We start from the raw sequence: 23879 nt of genomic DNA, 5'->3' as shown, positions 1-23879 counted from the left end.
CTGGATATGAAACAAGAGATGATGGAGATTGTCAATCAAGTTGAATTAGCACCACGTATATTCGAAATGACGTTAAGAGGAGACTTAACGCAAGAGATGGTAACACCAGGTCAATTTATTCATATTCGTGTTCCGAGAGAAGATTTACTATTAAGACGCCCAATCAGTTTAGCAGAAATCAACCATGACAATCAGACTTGTAAAATCATTTACCGTATTGAAGGTGATGGGACAAAAGCGTTTAGTGAGTCTCAAGTTGGGGATAAACTAGATTGTTTAGGACCTTTAGGTAATGGATTTGATATAGAGATGGTAGAAAAAGATGATGTTGTTTATGTAATAGGTGGAGGAATTGGTGTTCCTCCTCTTTATGAGTTAGGACGTCGATTAAAAGAAAAAGGAGCAACTATTTATTTCTTAAATGGTTTTGCGTCAAAAGATGTGATGTATTATGAAGAAGAATTTAGTGCATTAGGTCAGTTACACATTGCAACAGATGATGGCTCATATGGTGTAAAAGGTCATGTTGGGATGTTGATTGACGAAGTTAAAGCTGTAACGGGCGAACCTAAAGCAATTTTTGCTTGTGGTGCACCAGGGTTACTAAGAGCAGTTGAAACGACTTTTATAGATCACCCTCATGTGTATCTATCTATGGAAGAGAGAATGGCTTGTGGTGTGGGAGCATGTTATGCCTGTGTCTGTCAGTCTAAGAAAGATCCTAAGGTTAATAAAAAAGTCTGTGATGAAGGGCCAATATTTAAAGCAGGAGAAGTGATAATATGAGTCGTTTAAGTGTGAGTATCCCAGGATTAGAATTAAAAAATCCAATTATGCCGGCTAGTGGTTGTTTTGGTTTTGGTGATGAATATGCTAAGTATTATGATTTAAGTAAACTTGGTGCGATTATGGTAAAAGCCACAACAGCTGACATGCGTTATGGTAATCCCACACCACGCGTCGCTGAAACACCAAGTGGCATGTTAAATGCTATTGGATTGCAAAATCCGGGATTAGAAACCGTTATGGCAAATCAATTGCCTTCTCTTGAAAAATACGATGTTCCAATTATCGCAAACGTCGCTGGTTCAACGGTAGATGATTACAAACGAGTATGCGAAAGAATTGGGGACGCGCCAAACGTTAAAGCGATCGAGCTTAACATTTCATGTCCTAACGTAAAAGACGGTGGGATTGCGTTTGGAACAAGTGCTGATGTGGCAGCGGAGTTAACAGCAGAAGCAAAGTCAGTAGCTAATGTGCCTGTTTACATCAAGTTATCACCAAACGTGACAAGTATTGTACCCATTGCAAAAGCAGTAGAAGAGGCTGGAGCAGATGGAATTACGATGATTAATACATTAGTTGGTATGCGTATAGACTTAAAAACAAGAAAATCTGTATTAGCTAATGGAACTGGCGGATTATCAGGTCCAGTGATTAAACCAGTGGCGATTCGCATGATTCATGAAGTATCTCACGCAGTCGACATTCCGATTATTGGAATGGGTGGTGTGTCTACAGTAGATGATGTGATTGAAATGTATTTAGCAGGAGCAAGTGCTGTCGCTGTTGGAACAATGAATTTCACTGACCCGTATATTTGTCCGAAGTTAATTGATGAATTGCCAAGCAAGATGGACGAATTAGGGATTGAGTCGATTGAACAATTAATAAGAGAAGTGAAAGAGGCTAGACAATGAGAGAAAAACGACCAGTCATTGCACTAGATTTACCGAGTAAAAAAGATATGGAACTATTTTTAAGTCATTTTCCAAAAGAAGAATCACTTTATCTGAAAGTAGGAATGGAAATATTTTATCAAGAAGGGCCAAGTATTGTAACGTGGTTGATTGACAATGGACATGATGTATTTTTGGATTTAAAGTTACATGATATTCCAAATACTGTTTATTCTGCTATGAAAGGTATCGCTAAGCTTGGTGTGGCATTAACCAATGTTCATGCTGCTGGTGGTAAAGAGATGATGGAGGCAGCCTATAGAGGATTGAAAGAAGGAACACCAAAAAACAAGTCTGTGCCCAAGTTAATCGCTGTCACTCAACTAACCTCAACTAGTGATGAACAAGTCAAACAAGAACAACTTATTTCAGTTGGACTAAATGAAAGTGTCAGACACTATGCTGTATTGGCTCAATTATCAGGACTTGATGGCGTGGTGTGTTCTGCTCATGAAGCCAAAGACATTAAACAACATACCAGTGAGTCATTTGTTTGTTTAACACCAGGAATTAGATTGAAAAGTAATGACGTTGGTGACCAAAAGCGTGTGATGACACCAAGCAAAGCCAGAGAAAATGGCTCAACTTTTATTGTCGTAGGAAGACCAATTACAAAAGCAGAAGATCCTTATGCTGCCTATCTAGAAATCAAAAACGAGTGGAATGGAGAGAATCATAAATGAAACAAATCGCAAAAGAATTATTATCCATTAAAGCAGTATCGTTAAGTCCAAATGAGCCGTTTACATGGGCGAGTGGGATTAAAAGTCCAATCTATTGTGACAATCGTTTAACGATGAGCTACCCTGATGTGCGTAGATTGGTCGCTAAAGGATTAGCGAACTTAATTAAAGAAAACTACCCGAGTGTTGAAGTGATCGCTGGAACAGCCACTGCAGGGATTCCACATGCTGCATGGGTTGCCGAAGAACTTGGCTTACCAATGGTTTATATCCGTGGAAAATCTAAAGATCACGGCAAGAAAAATCAAATCGAAGGACGTATTGATAATGGTGCTAAAATGGTTATTATTGAGGATTTGATTTCAACAGGTGGTAGCGTGATTGATGCCGCTCAAGCAGCTAAACGTGAAGGGGCAGACGTGTTGGGTGTTGCTGCCATTTTTACGTATCAATTACCAAGTGGTGTAGAAAATTTCAAAGCAGCAGGCATTCCATTTGATACATTAACGAATTATGATGAATTAATCGACGTTGCGATAGAAAATGACTACATTTCACAAGATGATCGCTTGTTATTACAAGAGTGGAAAAAAGATCCTTCTGCTTGGTTAAACTAAAAAAATGACCTACGATCATGTCGTAGGTTTTTTTGTAACGTTTTATGGTTGCATTATTAAATACTTTATTATTTAATAAAGGTATTCATTCAATTTAGGAGGAGTTATGGAAGAAAAATTAATGCGTTTATTAAGCTTGATAATGAATATCTTTCTATCCATTTTAGCCCTGTTAATTGTTATTTATATGGGATTTGATTTGGTAAATATTGTTAAACTAATTTTTATTCATGGTGATGTAGGAACGATTGATTCGATTGCCGATTATATTTTAGGTTTCTTTATGTTATTTGAATTTATTATTATGACACTGCAATATATTGATGATGCTCATAATGTTCCTATTAAATATTTAGTATTAATTAGTATCACAGCTATTTTGCGTCAGTTATTAGTTGTACACAATAACGGTGGTCAGACATTACTTTTAACAATTGCGATATTAATATTGACATTAACATTGTATTTATTAGAGTTAATTAAAGCAAAAGAAAAAATTAGAAAAAATAAATAAGTTTAAAGAGGATGGTGTTTTTTATGGGATTAAATGATTTTATTTTGGGATTAAACAACTTAGAAACGATTGTTCGCGCACCAGGGTCGTTTAAATTCACACCGCATACAGTTGCAGCGCATTCCTATCGAGTTTCATCTATCGCTCAAGTATTAGGTGATATTGAAGAGCATCACGGTGTAAAAATTAATTGGAAAAGTCTTTATGAGAAGGCATTAAATCATGATTATACAGAGCGATTTATTGGAGATATCAAAACGCCGGTTAAATATGCTAGCAAAGAACTACGAGGGATGCTACAAACAGTAGAAGAAAAAATGACTGAAGAATTTATTTCCCAAGAAATACCAAAAGAATTTCAAGACATTTATCGAAGACGTTTATTTGAAGGAAAAGATGATACGATAGAAGGTGAAATTTTATCTATTGCAGATAAAGTTGATTTATTGTATGAATCTTTTGAAGAAATTGTTAAAAATAATCCTGAAACTGTATATAGAGAAATGTTTTTAGAAGCAATTCAAACCATTCAGAAGTATAAACATCGTCCATCAGTTATTTATTTCTTTGAGGAAATTTTTCCTGAATTATTAGATAAGCCATTTTATGGAAAAGATGATTTTATTGAACAAGTGAATCAATACTTATAGAAAATAGGAAAAAAATACTAATTATCATTAGGATAATTAGTATTTTTTTATTATAATAAAATTAAGATTAAACTATTATCGCAAACAAGATATAAACAATAAAAGGAGATTTTGCCACCATGACAACTAATACCTTTGTATATCCGCACCCTATTAATACATTCATTATTAATCATTTAAATTATACCGTACAAGAATTTTGTGAACAGTTTCAATACCCACAATCAACCGTCGCGACTTGGGTCAGTAGAGAGAGACGCATTGAATCGTTACCAGTATCTTTTATCTATTCATTATCTTTAGCAACTAGTAAATCAATGGATTGGGTATATGGGGAGTTACTAAAATTACAAGATGAATATGATGATCATAAAGAGAAATTTAAACGAACAAAAAAACATATATAAAAACGAGTAGTTTTCTACTCGTTTTTACAATTTATTTTATTTTTCCTTCATAATCAGAAAGGTTTAATCCTTTTAAATGATTAATATCTGTTCCGGTTGAAATACCAACACCTCGTGTTTCGTCATATCCGATTCCACTATAGAAAATATGATATTGATTTCCTTCTTTTAGCATGGCACTTCTATATAAGCCTTTGCCATCGAATCCTACACGTTTTCCTGAAGGGAATATAATAGGTTTTAAGGTATCCCATTTTTTATTATCTAATGATTTAGAGTAGTATAGGTTCATAACATGACGATCGGATAATTTATAGTCACCATTTGATTTAAATCCAACCACAATCATTTCATAACCTAAATCAGTTTTTTGTACATCTAAATGCCAATGATGCATATTATTTTCTTCATAAGGAACAGTTACTTCAACAGCTTTACTCCACTTTTTACCATCTACACTATTTCTAGTCCAAATCTTATATCCGTGAGCGACATACCAAACTTTATATCCATTTTCATCTTTAATAAATACTGGTGATATCCAGTCTTCACCAGGTTTTGTTCCATTAAATACCACTTCTTTTGGTGTCCATGTTTTTCCATCTGTTGAGGTTCGTTTGTAAATAATTGATTTTTTATTAATGTCATCAACATAGCGCCAAAAAACTTCTAGACGATTATCTTCCTTGTTATAAATGATATGAGTATCAGAATCGTATTGCATGGGTGTATTATTCTCATTGAATTTTTCACTTTTGGGTTCGTCCAAAGGATTTGCTTCATTTGGAATCCAGGAAACTAAATCATTTGATTTAAATACATGTGGGTTTTCATAAATTGCTTTCCCTTTTGGATAAGGGGTAACAGCCATCCAGTATTTATAACCGTCCAAAGGTTCGTCAAGAGCGACAACGGAAGGGTGTGTAGCATCTATACTTCCATAAACAGAAGGCAAAGTTAATCGTTCTATTGCATTTGCTTCAGTTTTAATTTTTTGTCCATTGTATGTAACAACATGACTGTGATTAATCGTTCCTTTTTTTAATTGAACATATTGTTTTGCTGGAATATAAGCCAATACACCTCCACCTATGATTAACACAATCATTAAAATATTTAATTTTTTATTTTTTAATTCTTTTTTGAAGAGATAGCGGTAAATGAAATAAGATATAGCAAATACAGCTAAACCTATTCCAACAACACCTAATAGAACTGTTCTAAAACGTAACATAAAATCATTAACACTCCTTTATTTTTTTAATTTCATTAATTTCTGGGGTAACAAATAATGTTTTTTGATTGTCATAAATAACAAAGCCAGGTTTAGCACCATTTGGTTTTTTCACATGTTTCACGGCAACATAATCAACAGGAACGGAAGCCGAAAGACGATATTTAGAATAGTAAGCTGCAAGCAAGGCAGCTTCTAAAAGCGTTTGATCACTAGGATTACTATTTTTAATAATGACATGAGAACCAGGAATATCTTTAGTATGTAACCAAATATCATTTTTATTAGCCGTTTTTAAAGTGAGTTGGTCATTTTGGATATTATTTTTTCCAACAAAAATGGTGTCCCCATCACTAGAAACAAATTGAAGAGGTTTCGGTGGTTTGTTTTTTTGTTTTTTCTTATCTTTTGTTTTATTTTTAATGTATTTTTCAGCAATCAACTCATCTCTGATTAATTGTACATCACTAGGTGAGGCAATATCTAATTGTGCTAAAACTGACTCTAAGTAGAGTAATTCATATTTTGTAATATTTAGCTGTTCTTTTACCACCGCCACACCATTTTTAAGCTTTTGATAACGTTGGAAGTACTTTTGTGCATTTTGGTTTGGTGTAAGAGCTTCATTTAAACTAATTTTAATTGGTTCATCATTATCATAATAATTTGGTAGCTCAACACTGGTAGCGCCACGTTTTACTTCATGTAAGAATGTCGTGAGAAGCTCTCCTTTGACACGGTAAATCTCTGCATTATCAGCATCCACAAGTTGTTTTTCTAGAATTTTGGTTTTCTTTTTTAATTTATTAATATCGTTTGTCACTTTTTTGATTAGCTCACCAGCTTGTTGTTTTACCCGGTCTTTCTCGACTTTGCCTTCATAAAAAGCATCTAGCATGTCACTAAGTGTATCAAACTGTGATAAATTTTCATCAAAAGTTTGATAGGGGATAGGGGCAAAACGTTCTTTTTGATTCACTAACCCAATTGTTGGATTTAAATGATTGGTCATTTCATTAAAAAAGTTTTTCCAAGTTGTCACTTTATCAGTGTCACTTTTTATTAAGCGATAAACTAGCTCATTGGCAGTATCTTTAGAGAATCCTTCAAATTGTTGCTGAATGGCTTGTGGCGTTAAATCAGCCATACTATTTAACTCTTTGAACAACTCTTCATTATTTACTGTCCAAGGATTTTGTGTGTTTTTTAGTGGTGGATTAATGTAGTCAGCTCCTGGTAAAAGTAAACGATAACTATTTTGACTTATTCCGACATGTTTGATCGTATCAATAATTTTTTGTGTATCTTTATTTAATAAGATAATGTTACTGTGTCTACCCATTAATTCTACAATTAAGACAATACTCTCCAAATCACCTAAATCATTCCGACTTTCAAAAGAAAAGGAAATAATTCGATCATTATTTGTTTGTTTAATTTCTTGTAAAATACTTCCCTCAAGATACTTTCTAAGTGTCATACAAAAGTTTGGAGGGGTAGTAGGATTTTTATACTTGATATTCGTTAGTTGAATACGAGCATAATTTGGATTTGCTGATAATAAAAGTGTGTGATTTTTGGAATGGTTTCTAAAAACCAACATCAATTCATTATCATAGGGTTGATGAACTTTTGATAGTCTTCCATTGGTTAATGTATCTGATAATTCGTTTACCATTAAATGAGTCAATATACCGTCAAATGACATGGTAAAACCTCCTTTTAAAAAATAAATAAGGAGAAACAACAGTTAATATGTTATTTCTCCTTTCACGTTTAATTTGGTCCGTTTCCTTTAAACCAACCAGTTTTATCATTAATTGTTACAACATATATAGGGAATTCTTCTGGTTTACTATTTGGAAATAGTTTTGAGTTCTTTGTAGCATATAAATCATAGAATCCAACACCATTTTCAATAAATTTAGGGACAAGTGTGTAACCACCATCCACAACATACCCTCGACTAATTACTTCAGAAATGACTTTTTCTTGTACACCAGCATTCCATGACCAAGCTGGATTTGATAAATCAATTGTAGAATCTTGTCTCGTTCCCCAACGGCCACCATTGGTTGATGGGGTAAATGAATTTCCATTTTGGGTGTTATTATTGTCGTTTGTTTGCGCTTGTTGATTATTTTTTTCAGCTTCTTCTTTAGCGGCTTCTGCTTGTTTTGCTTCTTCTTCTTGACGTTTTTCTTCAGCTTGTTTTTCTTGCTCGTCGATTACTTTACTGACTTTATCTAATGTAGCTTGATAGTTAGATTTTAAGCTAGGATCTTTGATATTAGCTAATTGTTTCACAGCTTCATTATACACTTGTTTACTTGGTTCACTAACTACTTTATCATCTCTGTATAGTTTTTCAAGTGTCGATTTAAATGTTTTAATGGCAGATTTTTGATCTGTCGCATCCTTAATGGCTTCATTATATAATTTGTCAAAACCATTTTTTTCAGGATCAATTGCTTCAAGCGTTAGTTTTGTATCATCTTTTACATAGGCATCAGTCAGTAATTGATTGCCTTCAATAATAGGTGTTTTAAAGGCATCATTAATGGCAGTTAAACGAGTGAATGTCTTAATAGCTTGCTGTAAGCGTTCATTTAATTTATCATATTGCTCATTACCCTTTATCTCGTTTACTTTATCTTCGGCATTTTTTATATCTGATTGGGTAATACCTTTTTTCAAAAAGATATCTCCTTGATTTTTCATGAATACATTATCTATAGCCTCTTCAGCACTAGTTGTCAACTTTAATGTTGTTTCTAATTCATGCTGTTTTTTTTGTGAGTTATAGACATACCCACCACCAAAGACAATGAGTAAAATGATAATTCCTACTAAAATTTTTGTTTTGTTATTCTTAGTAGGAGGAGTATGATTAGATTGTTTCGTATCAGATATTAGTGATGTAGACTTAGTTAATTCTTTTTCTTCTTTAGTATTATCTACTTCTTTATCTTCTTCCTCTTGGGGGCTGTGTATTACGGTCTTATTAATAGATTTGTCCATTTTTTCATCTGAGACAGTCTGTTTATCTTCTGTAATAGGGCTTTGTTTTGTCTCGTCTTCATCCATGACTTTCTCATCATTAGTTTGATTAGATAGTGTTCGATGTTTAAACGTTGGGACTGATTGGTTAAATGAGTCGTCAGTTGTCTTTTTGTTTAAGTCAGATTGACTCTCATTTTTTAGTGTATCTTTAGATATATTATGTTGCTTATCAATCGGAATAAATAAATCACAGTTAGGACAATAGGTTTCTCCTGCTTTAAATATATGACCACAATTTGGACATTTTTTTACTTCATTGGTCAAAAGAAATCGCTCCTTATTATTTTGAATAATTATATTAACCTATATATTATAAACCATTCAGTATAAAATTAGTAGTCAAAAAGAAGAATCCATTGCTAATCTTTCAATATCGACTATTCTCAAAGAAACTTTTTTACGTTATAATGTTCCTAGAATAAATAAGGTGGGGAGTTAATGACGGAATTTAAACGGCAAGTAAAAAAACTTTTTCATTCCCTAAAAAAAGTCAATTGGCTAGATATGATTAAGTCAAATAAACGTTTTGTTATCATTATTAGTTTAATAACACTTCTTTTTGTTGTTATGTCAGTATTTGTTTCGGCTGTTAGACCAACTATAAGGGAAAAACAACTTCATGCTATTTCGGAGTTACAATCTGATAACAAACAAGTTATTCCAACTAAAGAGACAGATATTCAGACTGTTTTATCAGATAAAGAGTCCCATATTGTTGCTGTAATTGATGCCAAAGGGAATCCAAGTTTATCGACAGTGGAAAAATTATTGACACAGAAAACGCCATTGGAGACAATCGATTGGAAAATAAATTATATCCAACCAATTTATAATTTTACAGATATTGCGAAACAATATAAATTAACAGCGAAAAATAATTTTATCGTCATAGAAGATGGCAAAGAAAAAGGAAGATATTCTTTTGATAAACTAACGGGAGGGCTTGAGGTCCTAGACGAAAAATTAATCGCCATTATTGAGCCAAAAATTGCTCGAAAAAAACCTAAACGCATAAAAGTAGCTAAAAAAGTGGATGATAGTTTAACTAATTCTACAACTGATAGCAGTGCTCGCAAGAAAACGAAAGAAATTATTTTTGAATAATTGATTGACAGGTGTCCGTTTTAGCGATATTATAATAACAAATTTAAAACGAAATGAGGAAATGGCCATGAAAAAACAAGATAATAGTCAAACATTCTTTTTACATAATATATCATGGCAAACTTGGCGTAGATAGTTGTATTTGTACGGGTGTATAGATACAGCTTTTAGAGATTTTCTAAAGAGGTATCTATGCTAAGGAATAATCAGACAGATCCTATCGCATAGAAATCATATCTATGCGGTTTTTTTGTGGGAAAAACAAAGACAATAAACCGTTTCATTCGGGTTTATTGTCTTTTTTATTTCGAGGAGGAAAAAATATGAAAAATAAACGATTAAAATATTCAGTCTATCTTTTAGTATTCATTTTAGTAGGGTCATTTGTAATGGGGATGAAAAAGCAAGAGACAAACACAGTGAAACCCATTCCTAAAGTTGGCGTCTTGCAATTTGTTAGTCATCCATCTCTTGATTTAATCTATAAAGGATTTGTTGAAGAACTTGAAAGACAAGGTTATAAAGACAAAGAAACGATTAATATCGATTTTCAAAATGGTCAAGCGGATCAAAGTAAATTATCAAGTATGAGTCAGCAGCTAATTGGTAAAAAACCCGATGTGTTAGTAGGAATTGCTACACCAGCTGCTCAAGCATTAGCTAATCAGACAAAAGATATCCCCATTATTTTAGGGGCAATTAGTGATCCAAAAGCGGCTGGATTAGTTGAAAGTAATAATAAACCTGGCGGCAACATAACAGGAGTCAGTGATCAATCACCTGTTGAGGCACAATTGAAATTAATGAAACAACTGATGCCTAATATCAAAACAGTTGGTGTTATTTATTCATCAGCTGAAGATAATTCTTTATCACAGGTTAATCGTTTTAAAGAGATAGCAGAAAAAGAGGGAATAGAGGTTAAAACGTATGCAGTTCCTTCTACCAACGAAATCTCTCAAATGACTCACGTTATGACAGGTGAGGTAGAGGCTATTTATACCCCAACAGACAATACAATTGCTAATGGGTTCCAAACAATTGTTTCAATCGCAGATGAAGCAAATATTCCGATATTCCCATCTGTGGATACAATGGTAGAAGAAGGCGGTGTCGCTACTATAGGCATTAATCAGTATGACTTAGGTGTTCAAACAGCTAAAATGGTGGTTGGTACTTTAACAGGAAAAATAATACCAAGTGATACACCTATTTATACCTTTAATACAGGCGACTTAGTTATTAACGAAGAAAAAGCACAAAAATTAGGGATAACTATTCCAAAAGAGTTAAAAGAGGAGGCTAAAAAATGATTGCATCAACAATAGGACAAGGAATATTATGGTCAGTACTGGGCCTAGGCATTTATTTAACATATAGAATATTGGATTTTCCAGATTTAACAACAGAAGGGAGTTTCCCTCTTGGAGGTGCTGTTTGTGTTACAGCTATTACCAATGGTGTATCACCTGTTATAGCCACATTGTTAGGAGTTATGGCAGGTATGTTAGCAGGCTTAACGACAGGATTACTCTATACTAAGGGAAAGATTCCAGTCATTCTTTCAGGAATACTAGTAATGAGTGCACTCAATTCAGTGATGTTGTTTGTCATGAAATCACCTAACTTGTCACTGCTTAATAAACCAAAAATCTTTTCATTACTAAACTTTGCCCATTTGCCGGCTAATTTTGATGTTATACTGATTGGGTTACTAGTTGTAATCATCGTGATATTTTGTTTATTGTCATTTTTAAATACCGATTTAGGACAAGCTTACATTGCAACTGGTGATAATGAAGTTATGGCAAAATCATTAGGGGTTCATACAGATAAAATGAAGATTTTGGGACTTATTGTGTCAAATGGGCTAATTGGATTATCAGGGGCTTTAATAGCACAAAGTGATGGTTATGCTGATATTAATAAAGGGATTGGTGTTATTGTCATTGGCTTAGCGTCTATCATTTTAGGAGAGCTATTATTTGGAGAACTGACCATGTTAGAACGATTCATTGCAATTGTAGTGGGAAGTATTATCTATCAATTATTGATACTGGCTGTAATTAAATTAAGTTTTGATACAACTTACTTGAAATTCTATTCTTCTGTTATTCTAGGTATTTGCTTAATTATTCCAGAATTAAGCAAGAAATTTAGTGAGAAAAAAGGGGGAAGTATCAATGAATAATGCATTAGATATTATCAATGGTGTTAAAACTATTTCAAGTGGACGTCATATTATGGATCGTTTAAATCTCTCAATACCTCATGGTGAATTTGTGACTATTTTGGGAGGAAATGGAGCAGGTAAGTCAACTCTATTTAATGTCATCTCTGGTCAGTTATTTTTAACCAGTGGTAGAGTAGAACTCAATGGTGAAGATGTGACGAATCAAAGTGAAGAAAATAGAGCAAAGTATATTGCGCGCGTTTTTCAAGACCCTAAATTAGGTACTGCCCCAAGAATGACTGTTTCAGAGAACTTATTATTGGCTCAACTCAGAGGAAAAAAAAGAGGGCTTAAAAAACGCCAATTAGCACAACAAAAAGAATTTTTCTTTGAACAATGCCAAAAAATAGGAAATGGGTTAGAACATCATTTAGATACACCAACTGGTAATCTATCAGGTGGTCAAAGGCAAGCACTTAGTTTATTGATGGCAACAATTCAAAAACCCGATTTATTATTATTGGATGAACATACAGCCGCTCTTGATCCTAAAACAAGTCGGCAATTAATGGATTTAACAGAAAAGACCATCTCAGAAAATAAATTAACGTGTCTAATGATTACACACCGTATGGAAGATGCATTGAAATACGGCAATCGATTAATTGTGTTAGATTCAGGGCAAGTTCAAAAAGACATAGATGAAACACAAAAAAAACAATTAGGATTAGCTGATTTACTAACTTTTTTCAACTTATAACCAAACTAAACCTCCTGGAAACTTGAATTGGGAGGTTTTATTTAATCTAACTTTTTTTATTTTAAAAGGATGTCTAGATTAGTATGGCTTAGATCAACCATCAACCATATTATGTGTCGTTATGTACAGTTCGAACAAGTAAAACACTATTTCCAGAATTTGAAAACCATAAATTAAATACTGTTAGTAAAAAGTTAGGCATCTCTTTAGACAATCACCATAACGCATTAGACGATAGTCTAGCTTGTGCGAATATTTTGTTATACCAAGCTAATCATTTTGGTTTAGAGTCACTAAAAAAGCTAGTTAAAGTCATTTAATCGATTAACTAGCTTTTCTTATTTATTATTGTTTAGGAATAAGTTTAATGATCATATCCGTATTATCAACGCTATCAGTTGGGGTTAAGATAATATCTTTTCCTTCATGAGACATTGTATAAATTCCTTTTATGTCTAGCTGAGTATTTTTAAAAGTGATCTTGTCTCCATCAATTGTGTATCGTGATTCGATTTCTGTATTGTTTGATAGTTCTTTGGCAAATTTTTTTGCAAGGTCATCTCCAACGTAATCTTTATCTTTTTTATTAAAAGATTTGCTATCAATTTTAGATAATAACTTATCATGATCAAATCTTACCAATAAAGGTGGGAATTGCTCTTCTGATTCTCTAATTAGGGTCCAATCATGATTGGTGAGTTCTTGTTTGTAATTAGAATTTGTACAGGCAGTTAATGAAAATGTTGCGATAATAAAGAATAGTAATGATTTGACATATTTCATAATAATCCCTCCAAAGTGTGATAAAAAAACAATTTTTATATTACTACTATAGCATAAAAGGTCGTGAAACTGGTAATAGTTCTTTCTTTTGATAAAATATTATTTTAATTTTTTTGTGTATAACATCTAATAAGGACGATTGTTAAAAGAGTATGATATAATATCAATAAATTATAATTAGTAAGGCGTGGTTTTTTTGACGATTTCATTGCACCAAGTAGAAGGATTATTAAAAGAAAATAAGTTATTAAAAGAATTTATATATAACAATGAGTGGCACTATAATCTTCCCGTTGAGGATAAAACCCTCACTCATTTATCATATGATTCAAGGGATGTATCAAGTGAGACGTTATTTTTTTGTAAAGGAGCTAGTTTTAAAGCAGAGTATTTAATGGCTGCTATGTCTCAAGGGTTATCTGTTTATGTATCAGAGATGCCTTTTGAGGTGAATGGTGGCTTAGGAATCATTGTGACAGACATTAGAAAAGCAATGGCTTTGATTAGTATGGCTTTTTATGATGACCCTCAAACGAAATTAAAAGTAGTCGCTTTTACAGGAACAAAAGGAAAAACAACTTCAGCATATTTTTTAAAATATATATTGGATGAATTTAACCAACATAAAACAGCAATGTTTTCTACGATGAATTCCACACTAGATGGAAAGACTTATTTTAAGTCTCATTTAACAACCCCCGAGTCAATGGATTTATATCGTATGATGGCACAAGCAGTTGATAATAAGATGACACATTTAGTAATGGAAGTATCTTCACAGGCATATAAGTTAAATCGTGTCTATAAACTGATGTTTGATGTTGGGATTTTCCTTAATATTTCGCCAGATCATATTAGCCCAATAGAGCACCCAACGTTTGATGATTATTATTATTGTAAGAGACAATTAATTCAACATTCAAAACATTTTATTGTAAACAAAGAAACAAAAGATGTGGCGTTAATTTTAGAAGAAGCACAAGATAGAAACATCCCAACCCTTACTTATAGTTCGCATGATAAATCTGCAACTTATTACTGGGAAAAGGGAGAAAATGCCTCAAGTTTTAGTGTTGAGGCACAGGAAGATGTGCTTGATTTGTGTGATCATTACGAATTAAGTTTAATGGGGGACTTTAATAAGGACAATGCTTTAGCTAGTTTGATGGCTGCTAGATTATTAGGAGTTGATATTGACAGTTGTAAAAAAGGGTTAGAACAAGCCATTGTGCCTGGTCGAATGGAAAAACTCATTCAAAAAAATGGCTCTACTGTTTATATTGATTATGCTCATAATAAAGTGAGTTTAACGAGTTTATTAGGATTTGCCAAAAATGAACATCAAGATGGGAAAATTATTACTGTGATTGGTAGTACGGGAGATAAGGCAACGTCTCGAAGAAAAGACTTTGGTGATGTGTTAAATGAGTATACTGATATTGTGTTTCTCACATCTGATGATCCTGGATACGAGGATCCTGTCATGATTATTAATGAAATTAGTCAATACATTACAAACAAAGATGTTATTCAACATATTGTAATAGATAGAGAAGAAGCGATTAAACAAGCATTAGATTTAGCTACGAGCCATGATACTGTTATATTAGCAGGGAAAGGTCGAGATTTATATCAAAAGATACAAGGAAGAGATGTCCCGTATTTGGGAGATTATACCATTGCTGAAAACCACATCTTAAAGAAACCATAATAATATTATGCGAACCAAAAGACTTAGAAATTTATCTAAGTCTTTTTTTATATTCAAAATCGATATGATAATTTTATGAAACATATGATATTTTATTGAATATGATACTTTATAAATGAAATTAATTCATTGAAATGTTATACTATAACACATTATTTAACAATAAAAACATTTGTTTTTAATTAGTGGAGGTTGATAACAAGATGAATACTTCTGATGAAGAAAAAATAGAGACACTGGGTGCCTTTGAAATTAGTGAAAAGATGGTTGAGTTAGCAAAGATTAATGCAAAAGGGAATCCTTATTTAAATGCTGGGCGTGGCAATCCCAATTGGATTAATAAGAAAGCACGTTTAGCATTCTCTAGATTAGTAGAATTTGGTATTGAAGAATCTGAGCGGACGATTTCCGATGGTGATTTAGTTGGTTACACAGAGTTAGAGGGACTATCTAAACGTTTAGTACAATTTTTATCCCCTCAAACTAATGAAACAGATCAATTCTTAGTCCTTTGTTTAGACTATTTGAAGAACAAATTAGGATTGACTCTTGATGATGTAGTGAAAGAATTTGTTGATGGTGTCTTGGGAAATTTATACCCGTCACCAAATCGTGTGTTAAAATATACTGAAATGATATTAAATCAATACTTGCAAAGTGTTTTATATAATGGAGTAGACTTAGCAAATGATACCACTCTTTTTCCTACAGAAGGAGGGAGTGCTGCCATTGTTTATACGTTTAATTCTTTAAAAGAAAACAAGTTAATCAAACCTGGTGATAAAATTGCAATTAATACCCCAATTTTTACTCCCTATTTACAAATTCCTGTGTTAAATGATTATGAACTAGTTGAGTTAGATTTAAGTTCTAAAGAGGAACATAATTGGGAAATAGATCCAGCGACTATTGATAAACTAAATGATCCAGAGCTAAAAGCTTTTTTCCTAGTTAATCCAAGTAATCCTGGATCAAAAGCACTAGATGATACAGCATTAAAAGAAATAAAAAAAGCAGTGATGAATAACCCTGATTTAATGATTATTACGGATGATGTCTATGGCACGTTTGTTAATGATTTTCAAACAGTCTATTCTGTTGTTCCTTTTAATACATTATTAGTGTACTCTTACTCAAAATTATTTGGTGCAACAGGATGGCGACTAGGTATCATTGGATTACATAAAGAAAATGTCTTTGATAAGTTAATTAAAGAGTTGCCTAAGGAAGAACAAGATAAATTAAATAAACGTTATCATCTTGTCGTATTAGATACTGAAGAAATGAGTTTTATTGATCGAATGGTAGCAGATAGCCGGTCGATTGGGTTATATCATATTGCAGGATTATCAACACCATCGCAAATTATGGAAGCTTTATTTAGTTTAACTCATTTAGTTGTATCAGACATAAGTGATGATTATATCGAGGCTTCAAAAAAATTAGTAAATGAACGTTACGAAAAATTACATGCTGCTTTAAATTATGCTAAAGATGACAGTTCCAAAAATGCTAAGTATTATTCAATGATTAATATTTATCATTTGGCAGAAGAAAAATATGGGGCTGAGTTTAGTCATTATTTAAAAACTCATTATGAACAAATTGATTTTTTAATTAATCTTGCGCAAAAAAATGGAATTGTTTTGATGGATGGCGTTGGATTTGGAGCTAATCCGGGTGACTTACGTGTATCTGAAGCAAATTTACCAACCAAAGACTATCAAACAATTGGACAACAGATGCTAGAATTATTAAATGAGTACTATCAAGCATTTAAAAAACAATCATAAAGAGATGTGAAGGTACCCCCCTTCACATCTCTTTATTTAGTAATCTCTTCTAATTTAACTAAAATCACATCATTTTCATAAGCACATAGTCGATTAATATGTTGTAATAATAATAAAATCCAACTAAAAGCTAATCCAAACGCAATAATTTCAAAAACAGTAAGTGATAAATAACCAATCGTTTCAAATAGAAAATTTGCTACTAATAAAATGATAGCTATTCCATAGGAGACAATCAAAAATTCTTTTGTGACTTTGGGTAAAAGCCATTTTATCCCTATAATAAGAAGGATGATAATAAATACTAAAAGGTTAGCAGCATGATTGTGTAATTCATGCCAGACGCCTTCATTATTAGGAAAGAAGCCAACACCACCTAATGAAAGAGAAAGTAATATCATCAAAATACGTAAAATAGTGATACCTCTTCCATGATAGCCATGATTTTTTAAGTTAACGAACAAATAATCAACTAAAGCAATCATTAGTAAAGAAGCTAAAATAAGCGTTAAATTAAATGGCCAACTCCTTATCGCTTCATTTGTTCCAAGGTAACTAAAGTTATGTTGCCACCACTTGCTTTGACTATTTGTTAACATAGCAAAAAAAACACCCCCAATAATCACTGCTATTAATAAAGACACAATCATTGATGAAGTAAATATGTTAGCAGAATAAATCATAAAATAATTAATAATACAGGCAAACATAAAAAAGATAGCTATTGCAGTAAATTCATCAAAGCTAGCTCCAACAAATAGTTTACTAATCATCCAAAAGAATGAAGACAACAAGAGGGCTAATGTCACAGTAAATGAAAAAATAATAGTAGGGACATTTCGCCAATAGATATCCAATGTTGATTTGTTTTTAGGATTTCGTTTTCCTTTAATAAAAAAGTAAGAAAAAGAACACATACCACTAATTAATCCTAAATAAATTAAATGGCTAGCAATAGAAAAATTACCAGTTAAAGGAATTTGTTCAAGAGATTTTTGGTAAATAGAATAACAAAATATTAGTGTCATCACAATAGATGGATAAATGAAATACTTAAGTGAAATTGCTTCATTATTTTTAACAATCATTGGTTTTTCAAGAATGAGACGATTATCTTCCTTTCTAACTTGTAAAACTTTATCGCTTTCTAACTTATTTTCATCAATAAACGAGGCTGGTATGTCAATTCGATATTTTTTTTGAGACATAATGCAACTCCTTAGTCATATTTCGATTTATAAAAATAATTATAACAAAAATACGTCATAATGATGAGACCATTTAATCATAATTTAGATACAAAAAGCCATTCAAAGAATGAATGACTTTAATTAGTCCATAAATCATTAATTGCTTCTCTTTTTTCTTCATCAACTAAATGAGTGTATAGAGCAGTAGCACTCGTTCCTGTCTGTCCTAGTTGGTGAGAGACGGTCAGTAAACTATTTGTTTTTTTATAGAGTTGTGTTCCTACCGTATGTCGTAATTTATGTGGTGTAATACGTGTTTTAAAAGCACTACTATATTTTGCCACTAATTTTTCAACAGTTGATTGATCGATTTGTTGTGCTTTTCCTCGATAGAGTGAAAGAAATAAACTTTTTTGAGTTCTTTCTGGATGATAGAGAGTGTGGCGTTCTTTAGCGTACTCACTAATGTATTCCATAAAAACAGAAGAAATCATTGTGGTGTCTTTAAATCCGCCTTTACGAATAACAGTCGCTTCCATATTAGAGATATCCAAATCTGACACATTCATATTGACTAATTCAGATAGACGAATTCCAGTACCTAAAAATAGAGCAATAATCGCCAAATCACGTGTTTTATTTCGTTTAAACGCATACTTTGCTTGATGACTAGTTAATAAATTTTCGTAAGACGTATCAATAAACTCAATAAATTCTAGAGATTCATCACCTATTAAAATTTTCTTTTCGATTGCTCGTGATCTATCTTGAAGTGTTCGTCCAGTTTTAACATTATCTATTTTTAACATAATATTTTGTTGTATATATGGTTTTCCATCTTGATTTTCTGTTTGAGTTGCTAAAAATTGAAATAATGATTTTAACGCTGTAATGGAGCGCTGAATACTTACATGACTTCTTAGCCTTCCGTCTGAGCTTGTTCCAAGACGTGGTGATGAAAGAAGGTAGCCTTTATATAATTCGACATCTTCATATGTTAAATGATTCATTTCTTCAAGTGTGATACTAGCAGTATCTGAAAAAATAAGAGACTCATGTTTTAACCAGTCAAAAAAGCGACGAAATTCTTTAGAATATTCATATAGAGTGGTGACAGAATAGGGAACAATGCTTTTTTTTTGTACATATTCATGAACAAAGAAGGGAAGAGTCTGTAATTCCAATTCTAATCGATTGATATTTTTTTCTTGAGACATAAGATAACCTCCAAACGTATGTTTGTATATATAATATCCTTTATTTTTAAATAAGTCAATGAAACTAATGATATATTGTTATTTTAAAATAATAATATATTTTACCTTTCTTGAAAGATGATACTTTCAAGAAAGGTAAAAAAGTATCTATGAATCTTTAAAATGTTTGATAGAGTTCTATTTACTTAGGTTAAATCAATATTATATAAGTTATTTAGCTGATTAATAAGAGTATTAATCAGCTTTATTATTATAGTAAATATATAAGATATTTGTTATTTAATAGTAATTAGATAACCAATTAAACTATATAAATAATCATGAATTATGAATACTTAATATTTTTAACTATCATATAATATAAATAAACTTCATCATGTAGTCATGTTAATATAATAATACTAGAAGTCATATTAAGTTATATAGGTTTTATTTAGTTAAATAAACTTATATATGGTTAATTAATTGAATGACTCATGCTGATGATGTGTTTTATGAATAACATGGTATATCTGGTAGATTTTAATCCCTAAAACAACTTCGTTTAATATATATTATGTAAACCAAATTGATAAAATAATTATTCATGAAAATTTAGTACCTAGTCTATTATTGTTGAATCTGATTTCATGTTGTTATGTTGATAATGAAAAAGCTCTCAGTTTTATAAGTTTCTGAGAGCTTTTTATAATTTTAAATTTTCTGGCTGTAAATTTAAAACTATATTATACCCAAACATTATTTGGCAGGATTAGATTCTGAAACATCTTCGAATCTATATCTACTTTTTTCTTAATATGGAATTAAATGTTCTAGACAAGTTAAAACGATTCCTATTCTTTTATTAAATAAAGAATAGAGTATTTTTTATATATTTTTTCATAATCAAATGCTTTTTTTCATTAGATTATCAAAGTAAGTAGATTGTGATTCATTTTCAATATATTCACCTAAACTGTTCCAAATGTAATTAACTTCAGAGTCTTTGACACCTGCATAATCTGCTATTCCTATATTAAGTTTATGTTCAATATTTAGGTCATATCCTCTTTTTTTATACTTCTTGCGAGTATTTCCAGCTATAGGAACCCATCTAATTTTATTGATCGGTAATTTATTGCCGTTTCCATATGAAAAACCATAATTGAATACTCTATCTATACATCCTTTTAACATAGCTAGTAAACTGTGCCAATAAATCGAAAATACAAATATTATGGTATCAACTTTTTTAATGCGCTCCATTTCTTCTAAAACTATTTCAAAATATCCTGGCTTTACATCAAATGATGTGGATGAGTACAATATAGTGATTTTAAGTATCAGAAGCCAATTGGTTTTCGTTGCTTATTTGTTTGTCTTTAAAATTTAGTTAAATTCTATATTTATAGTTTTGAAATTTTTATAGCTATAGCTATTCGGTTAATTAATTTTATATTATTAATAGAGCTCTCTAATAGGCCGCTAGATTAAGAGAATCTGAAGGTATTTTTTATTCTAGGTAGGTGTTTTTTTATGTTTTGACAGACGTAACAATTTGGTCGGAAATTAAATCATTACTTAACATTTGATAAATTTTATGCTAATGAGAGAGAAAAATATAAGAATAATTAAGATATGTGCTTATGTGTATCCAAAAAAATGTTCTCTTAAGCTAAATTTTACTTAAGAGAACATTTTTTATTTATGTAGTATAAAAATTGTAGGATATTTTAATTAGTTTTATTATTTATTTAATTTATCTTTTGCTTCATCTTTGTATTTATTTTGTTAGCTATTTTTACCAGTAAATAATGACACGACAGCCACAACAATAACTGCTCCAATGATTGATGGAATAATAGCCATTCCGGCTAAAGATGGTCCAAATGAACCAAATAAAGATTGGCCAACTGAAGAACCAATTAAACCAGCAATAATATTAGCAATCCATCCCATAGATTTTCCTTTACTTGTTATAGCACCTGCTATAGCTCCGATAACTCCACCTACTATTAATGACCAAATGAATCCCATATATATCACTCCTCATCTAAAAATATTATTATTCTACTCTGGGCTCAGTTGCTTCTTTTACTTTTGTTGCTCCTTTAGAAGACACTTTTTTGACTTTGTTAGTTTGATCAGAAACAAAGTCTGAAACTTCACTTGTAGCGTCACTCACCTTATCCTGAACAGTAACGCTATCTTCTTCGTATTGTTCTTTTGTTTTAATATCTACGACATTAACATTTACTTCTATAACTTCTAGACTCGTCATATGCTTTACTTCTTTTTCAATCACTCGTTTGATGTCTTCGTATATTTTTGAAATATCTACACCATATTCTGCAACGATATCTAAATCAACAGCAACTTCTTTTTTTCCTACTTCAACATCAATTCCTGAAGTTACATCATTATTATTAACAATCTTATCTGCTAAATTTGAAAAAAATCCACCATTAATTGTTAACAAACCAGGAATAGTTTCCAATGAAATACCAACAATTTTTTGAATAACTTTGTCTTCAAATGTTAATTCACCTTTTAACTCTGATTTTTTTACTTCTACTTGTGTTCCTTTGTTTTCCATGATTGATTCCTCCAATTTATTTATTGTTATTTTTTTATTTCTTCAAAAAATTATTTCTTTGAAGGTAATAACCGATACAAGCACCTAGTAACGTTAAAATAATAAGGATAATTGTTTTAAAAAATCCTAAACTAAAAAATGATATAGCTAAGCCTAGGCCAATGAGAGCTCCCAAAATAGGAAACCTATATTTTTTTATAAAATCTTCCATTTTCTTATCCTCCTTAAATAACACGTGGATTACTAGCTTTTTTATTTGAAACTTGTTTTATTTCAACTGAAACTTGTTTAGGATCATCGATCCCTAGAAAGATTGAAAATTCCTGTCTTATACGATGAGATAATTCACTTGTTTTATCAACTAGATTAGAGTTAATATTAGAACAGTTACATGATATAAAAATTTTAATCTTCTTCTTTTTCATTGTAACAGACACTCTAGGATTGTTTAACCAAGGCTCTTGAGTCAAAATAGTAGATACAAATTGTTCAACAGCATTTTTCTTAATAGAAAGACTGCCTTTAGATTTAGAAAAATAGACTTCTGTTTTGTTCCTAGGATATAAGAGAATAAAACAGAATAGAATGATTAAGAATATGATCACCAGAATGCTTCCCCAAAATAGATAAAATGGAATATAAGAACCCACAAAAGGATAATTTTCCATTTGAATAAGCTTAAAAGAAAGATTTGCTAAGTATTGATTTTGTATAACATTAGTAAATAAAAGTGGAATTAATAATAATATACTTATCAAAATAAACACTTTTTTGTAAATGTTCATATCAGAACTCCTTTCTAACTATTTATAGTAATATTGTATTTTATATACAATCTAAAGTCAAAAATAAAGCGTTATCTCAACTAAAAAATACATAAAAATAATATTAAATGTATCTGTGAACGTATAATTTTTTGATATATGCTATATATTTGTTTTATTTTAAATATATATCTTAGTTTAGTTTAATATATCTTATGTAAACCAAATCAAAATAATTTTTTATCGACAAGATAATACACCACTCTTCCTAATGACAACAAAATAAAAAGCTCTAAAGTAATTACTTAGAACTTTTTGGTATAATGGTTAGTCGATTATCTGGTAATTTAATAACTTCAACAGAATTGTCATAAAATCGTGTTAAAAAATCAGGCGTTAAGACGTCTGATTTTAATCCTTTTGCAAATATTTTTCCATCTTTAATTAATAATATATAATCAAAACTTACTGGAATTTCTTCTATATAATGAGTAACAAAGATTAATCCTTTCGGTTGTTTGTCTTGTGCGATGTGATCAATTTGTTCTAACATGAATTGTCTTGCAAACAAATCAAGTCCATTACAAGGTTCGTCAAATATCAGTAGCTCAGGTTTAGCCATCAACGCTCTTGCAATCAAAACAATCTGAGCTGACCCACCCTATTTTTTTCTTTAAATCAGGGATGGAAGTCTTTCCAAATGTTTCACCCAGAACGGTTAACTTTCCACTTGAAGGCCAATCATATCCTGTAATTAGTTTGAGTAGTGTTGTTTTACCTGAACCGTTTAACCCTAAAATTGCCCAATTTTCATGGTCATTCATTTGCCAGTTTATATGCTGTAATATTAGTTGCTTATCTCTTATAAACGACACGTTCTCGCAATTAATTAACACTCA

Annotated in this window: 24 protein-coding genes and 2 pseudogenes; 14 read left to right on the top strand and 12 right to left on the bottom strand. The window is 31.4% G+C overall.

The window, feature by feature from the left end; genetic code table 11:
* Positions 1 to 6: 6 nt before the first annotated feature.
* The 7 genes from MN581_RS01485 (at position 7) to MN581_RS01455 (ending at position 4613) form a co-directional block, all read left to right on the top strand.
* Positions 7 to 786, top strand: a complete 780-nt coding sequence (locus tag MN581_RS01485) for a dihydroorotate dehydrogenase electron transfer subunit (protein ID WP_241699022.1) — start codon at positions 7 to 9, stop codon at positions 784 to 786.
* The gene (locus tag MN581_RS01480) at positions 783 to 1703 is read left to right on the top strand and encodes a dihydroorotate dehydrogenase (RefSeq protein ID WP_241699021.1); all 921 of its coding nucleotides are present in this window, start codon (positions 783 to 785) and stop codon (positions 1701 to 1703) included. Before MN581_RS01485 ends, MN581_RS01480 begins: the two co-directional genes overlap by 4 nt.
* Entirely contained in the window at positions 1700 to 2425 is a 726-nt protein-coding gene (gene pyrF / locus MN581_RS01475; RefSeq protein ID WP_241699020.1) for an orotidine-5'-phosphate decarboxylase, read from the top strand. Before MN581_RS01480 ends, pyrF begins: the two co-directional genes overlap by 4 nt.
* Entirely contained in the window at positions 2422 to 3042 is a 621-nt protein-coding gene (gene pyrE, locus MN581_RS01470) for an orotate phosphoribosyltransferase (protein WP_117972354.1), read from the top strand. Before pyrF ends, pyrE begins: the two co-directional genes overlap by 4 nt.
* A 106-nt stretch (positions 3043 to 3148) precedes the next feature.
* Positions 3149 to 3556 (top strand): phosphate-starvation-inducible PsiE family protein, encoded by a 408-nt coding sequence (locus MN581_RS01465; RefSeq protein WP_117972353.1) that lies wholly within the window; start codon positions 3149 to 3151, stop codon positions 3554 to 3556.
* A 23-nt stretch (positions 3557 to 3579) separates the two neighbouring features.
* Positions 3580 to 4206: a YfbR-like 5'-deoxynucleotidase gene (locus MN581_RS01460; RefSeq protein WP_117972352.1), complete on the top strand. Its 627-nt coding sequence runs from the start codon at positions 3580 to 3582 to the stop codon at positions 4204 to 4206.
* Between the two features lie 119 nt (positions 4207 to 4325).
* Positions 4326 to 4613, top strand: coding sequence for a type III secretion system protein PrgN (locus MN581_RS01455; protein ID WP_117972351.1), 288 nt, complete (start codon positions 4326 to 4328; stop codon positions 4611 to 4613).
* Positions 4614 to 4644: 31 nt separating this feature from the next.
* Here MN581_RS01455 and MN581_RS01450 read toward each other — a convergent pair whose 3' ends face one another.
* The 3 genes from MN581_RS01450 to MN581_RS01440 all read right to left on the bottom strand — a co-directional run bounded on the left by MN581_RS01450 (position 4645) and on the right by MN581_RS01440 (position 9174).
* Complete coding sequence (locus tag MN581_RS01450; RefSeq protein WP_241699019.1) at positions 4645 to 5847, bottom strand: hypothetical protein; 1203 nt, start codon at positions 5845 to 5847, stop codon at positions 4645 to 4647.
* A 7-nt stretch (positions 5848 to 5854) separates the two neighbouring features.
* Positions 5855 to 7555, bottom strand: a complete 1701-nt coding sequence (locus MN581_RS01445; RefSeq protein WP_241699018.1) for an NFACT RNA binding domain-containing protein — start codon at positions 7553 to 7555, stop codon at positions 5855 to 5857.
* Positions 7556 to 7623: 68 nt separating this feature from the next.
* Positions 7624 to 9174: a cell division site-positioning protein MapZ family protein gene (locus tag MN581_RS01440; protein WP_241699017.1), complete on the bottom strand. Its 1551-nt coding sequence runs from the start codon at positions 9172 to 9174 to the stop codon at positions 7624 to 7626.
* A 174-nt stretch (positions 9175 to 9348) separates the two neighbouring features.
* Here MN581_RS01440 and MN581_RS01435 point away from each other — a divergent pair, with 174 nt between their 5' ends.
* The 5 genes and pseudogenes from MN581_RS01435 to MN581_RS01415 all read left to right on the top strand — a co-directional run.
* Entirely contained in the window at positions 9349 to 10014 is a 666-nt protein-coding gene (locus tag MN581_RS01435) for a hypothetical protein (protein WP_117972347.1), read from the top strand.
* 323 nt (positions 10015 to 10337) lie between these two features.
* The gene (gene trpX / locus MN581_RS01430) at positions 10338 to 11327 is read left to right on the top strand and encodes a tryptophan ABC transporter substrate-binding protein (RefSeq protein WP_117972346.1); all 990 of its coding nucleotides are present in this window, start codon (positions 10338 to 10340) and stop codon (positions 11325 to 11327) included.
* Entirely contained in the window at positions 11324 to 12205 is an 882-nt protein-coding gene (locus MN581_RS01425; RefSeq protein WP_241699016.1) for an ABC transporter permease, read from the top strand. Before trpX ends, MN581_RS01425 begins: the two co-directional genes overlap by 4 nt.
* Positions 12198 to 12947 (top strand): ATP-binding cassette domain-containing protein, encoded by a 750-nt coding sequence (locus MN581_RS01420; protein ID WP_241699015.1) that lies wholly within the window; start codon positions 12198 to 12200, stop codon positions 12945 to 12947. Before MN581_RS01425 ends, MN581_RS01420 begins: the two co-directional genes overlap by 8 nt.
* A 58-nt stretch (positions 12948 to 13005) precedes the next feature.
* A pseudogene (locus MN581_RS01415) lies at positions 13006 to 13267 on the top strand (exonuclease domain-containing protein); the annotation flags it as partial.
* Between the two features lie 25 nt (positions 13268 to 13292).
* Here MN581_RS01415 and MN581_RS01410 read toward each other — a convergent pair.
* On the bottom strand, positions 13293 to 13730 hold the full coding sequence (locus tag MN581_RS01410; protein WP_117972343.1) for a hypothetical protein: 438 nt from the start codon (positions 13728 to 13730) through the stop codon (positions 13293 to 13295).
* 196 nt (positions 13731 to 13926) lie between these two features.
* Between MN581_RS01410 and MN581_RS01405 the strand changes: the two genes are divergently transcribed.
* Both MN581_RS01405 and MN581_RS01400 read left to right on the top strand, forming a co-directional pair.
* Positions 13927 to 15441: a UDP-N-acetylmuramoyl-L-alanyl-D-glutamate--L-lysine ligase gene (locus tag MN581_RS01405; RefSeq protein WP_241699014.1), complete on the top strand. Its 1515-nt coding sequence runs from the start codon at positions 13927 to 13929 to the stop codon at positions 15439 to 15441.
* A 203-nt stretch (positions 15442 to 15644) separates the two neighbouring features.
* On the top strand, positions 15645 to 17234 hold the full coding sequence (locus MN581_RS01400; protein ID WP_241699013.1) for a bifunctional aspartate transaminase/aspartate 4-decarboxylase: 1590 nt from the start codon (positions 15645 to 15647) through the stop codon (positions 17232 to 17234).
* A 32-nt stretch (positions 17235 to 17266) separates the two neighbouring features.
* On the opposite strand, the gene MN581_RS01395 is transcribed toward MN581_RS01400, so the two are convergent.
* The 8 genes and pseudogenes from MN581_RS01395 to MN581_RS01360 form a co-directional block, all read right to left on the bottom strand.
* Complete coding sequence (locus MN581_RS01395) at positions 17267 to 18442, bottom strand: DUF998 domain-containing protein (protein WP_117972340.1); 1176 nt, start codon at positions 18440 to 18442, stop codon at positions 17267 to 17269.
* Positions 18443 to 18561: 119 nt separating this feature from the next.
* Entirely contained in the window at positions 18562 to 19641 is a 1080-nt protein-coding gene (xerS, locus tag MN581_RS01390) for a tyrosine recombinase XerS (protein WP_117972339.1), read from the bottom strand.
* An 885-nt stretch (positions 19642 to 20526) separates the two neighbouring features.
* Positions 20527 to 20886 carry an NAD(P)H-dependent oxidoreductase gene (locus MN581_RS01385; RefSeq protein WP_241699012.1) on the bottom strand — a complete coding sequence of 120 codons (360 nt, stop codon included), beginning with the start codon at positions 20884 to 20886 and terminating at the stop codon, positions 20527 to 20529.
* Positions 20887 to 21411: 525 nt separating this feature from the next.
* Positions 21412 to 21657, bottom strand: a complete 246-nt coding sequence (locus MN581_RS01380; RefSeq protein ID WP_071456869.1) for a GlsB/YeaQ/YmgE family stress response membrane protein — start codon at positions 21655 to 21657, stop codon at positions 21412 to 21414.
* Between the two features lie 28 nt (positions 21658 to 21685).
* A complete protein-coding gene (locus tag MN581_RS01375; RefSeq protein WP_117972337.1) occupies positions 21686 to 22216 on the bottom strand; it encodes an Asp23/Gls24 family envelope stress response protein in 531 nt (176 codons plus the stop codon).
* 34 nt (positions 22217 to 22250) lie between these two features.
* The gene (locus MN581_RS01370; RefSeq protein ID WP_071456867.1) at positions 22251 to 22427 is read right to left on the bottom strand and encodes a DUF2273 domain-containing protein; all 177 of its coding nucleotides are present in this window, start codon (positions 22425 to 22427) and stop codon (positions 22251 to 22253) included.
* A 13-nt stretch (positions 22428 to 22440) separates the two neighbouring features.
* Positions 22441 to 23001, bottom strand: coding sequence for an alkaline shock response membrane anchor protein AmaP (amaP, locus tag MN581_RS01365; protein WP_241699011.1), 561 nt, complete (start codon positions 22999 to 23001; stop codon positions 22441 to 22443).
* Positions 23002 to 23281: 280 nt separating this feature from the next.
* Positions 23282 to 23876 (bottom strand): annotated as a pseudogene (locus tag MN581_RS01360) (ATP-binding cassette domain-containing protein).
* Positions 23877 to 23879 lie beyond the last annotated feature (3 nt).

The sequence above is a fragment of the Vagococcus sp. CY53-2 genome, assembly GCF_022604695.1.
Lineage (GTDB): Bacteria > Bacillota > Bacilli > Lactobacillales > Vagococcaceae > Vagococcus.
The sequence above is the reverse complement of the archived record's forward strand: the minus strand, read 5'-3'. Positions and strand labels throughout refer to the sequence as shown.

Excerpts from the sequence above, each read along its gene's own strand:
- MN581_RS01485 (WP_241699022.1), top strand. The coding sequence starts at position 7 with ATGAAACAAGAGATGATGGAGATTGTCAATCAAGTTGAATTAGCACCA.
- MN581_RS01480 (WP_241699021.1), top strand. The coding sequence starts at position 783 with ATGAGTCGTTTAAGTGTGAGTATCCCAGGATTAGAATTAAAAAATCCA.
- pyrF (WP_241699020.1), top strand. The coding sequence starts at position 1,700 with ATGAGAGAAAAACGACCAGTCATTGCACTAGATTTACCGAGTAAAAAA.
- pyrE (WP_117972354.1), top strand. The coding sequence starts at position 2,422 with ATGAAACAAATCGCAAAAGAATTATTATCCATTAAAGCAGTATCGTTA.
- MN581_RS01465 (WP_117972353.1), top strand. The coding sequence starts at position 3,149 with ATGGAAGAAAAATTAATGCGTTTATTAAGCTTGATAATGAATATCTTT.
- MN581_RS01460 (WP_117972352.1), top strand. The coding sequence starts at position 3,580 with ATGGGATTAAATGATTTTATTTTGGGATTAAACAACTTAGAAACGATT.
- MN581_RS01455 (WP_117972351.1), top strand. The coding sequence starts at position 4,326 with ATGACAACTAATACCTTTGTATATCCGCACCCTATTAATACATTCATT.
- MN581_RS01450 (WP_241699019.1), bottom strand. The coding sequence starts at position 5,847 with ATGTTACGTTTTAGAACAGTTCTATTAGGTGTTGTTGGAATAGGTTTA.
- MN581_RS01445 (WP_241699018.1), bottom strand. The coding sequence starts at position 7,555 with ATGTCATTTGACGGTATATTGACTCATTTAATGGTAAACGAATTATCA.
- MN581_RS01435 (WP_117972347.1), top strand. The coding sequence starts at position 9,349 with ATGACGGAATTTAAACGGCAAGTAAAAAAACTTTTTCATTCCCTAAAA.
- trpX (WP_117972346.1), top strand. The coding sequence starts at position 10,338 with ATGAAAAATAAACGATTAAAATATTCAGTCTATCTTTTAGTATTCATT.
- MN581_RS01425 (WP_241699016.1), top strand. The coding sequence starts at position 11,324 with ATGATTGCATCAACAATAGGACAAGGAATATTATGGTCAGTACTGGGC.
- MN581_RS01420 (WP_241699015.1), top strand. The coding sequence starts at position 12,198 with ATGAATAATGCATTAGATATTATCAATGGTGTTAAAACTATTTCAAGT.
- MN581_RS01410 (WP_117972343.1), bottom strand. The coding sequence starts at position 13,730 with ATGAAATATGTCAAATCATTACTATTCTTTATTATCGCAACATTTTCA.
- MN581_RS01400 (WP_241699013.1), top strand. The coding sequence starts at position 15,645 with ATGAATACTTCTGATGAAGAAAAAATAGAGACACTGGGTGCCTTTGAA.
- MN581_RS01395 (WP_117972340.1), bottom strand. The coding sequence starts at position 18,442 with ATGTCTCAAAAAAAATATCGAATTGACATACCAGCCTCGTTTATTGAT.
- xerS (WP_117972339.1), bottom strand. The coding sequence starts at position 19,641 with ATGTCTCAAGAAAAAAATATCAATCGATTAGAATTGGAATTACAGACT.
- MN581_RS01385 (WP_241699012.1), bottom strand. The coding sequence starts at position 20,886 with ATGGAGCGCATTAAAAAAGTTGATACCATAATATTTGTATTTTCGATT.
- MN581_RS01380 (WP_071456869.1), bottom strand. The coding sequence starts at position 21,657 with ATGGGATTCATTTGGTCATTAATAGTAGGTGGAGTTATCGGAGCTATA.
- MN581_RS01375 (WP_117972337.1), bottom strand. The coding sequence starts at position 22,216 with ATGGAAAACAAAGGAACACAAGTAGAAGTAAAAAAATCAGAGTTAAAA.
- MN581_RS01370 (WP_071456867.1), bottom strand. The coding sequence starts at position 22,427 with ATGGAAGATTTTATAAAAAAATATAGGTTTCCTATTTTGGGAGCTCTC.
- amaP (WP_241699011.1), bottom strand. The coding sequence starts at position 23,001 with ATGAACATTTACAAAAAAGTGTTTATTTTGATAAGTATATTATTATTA.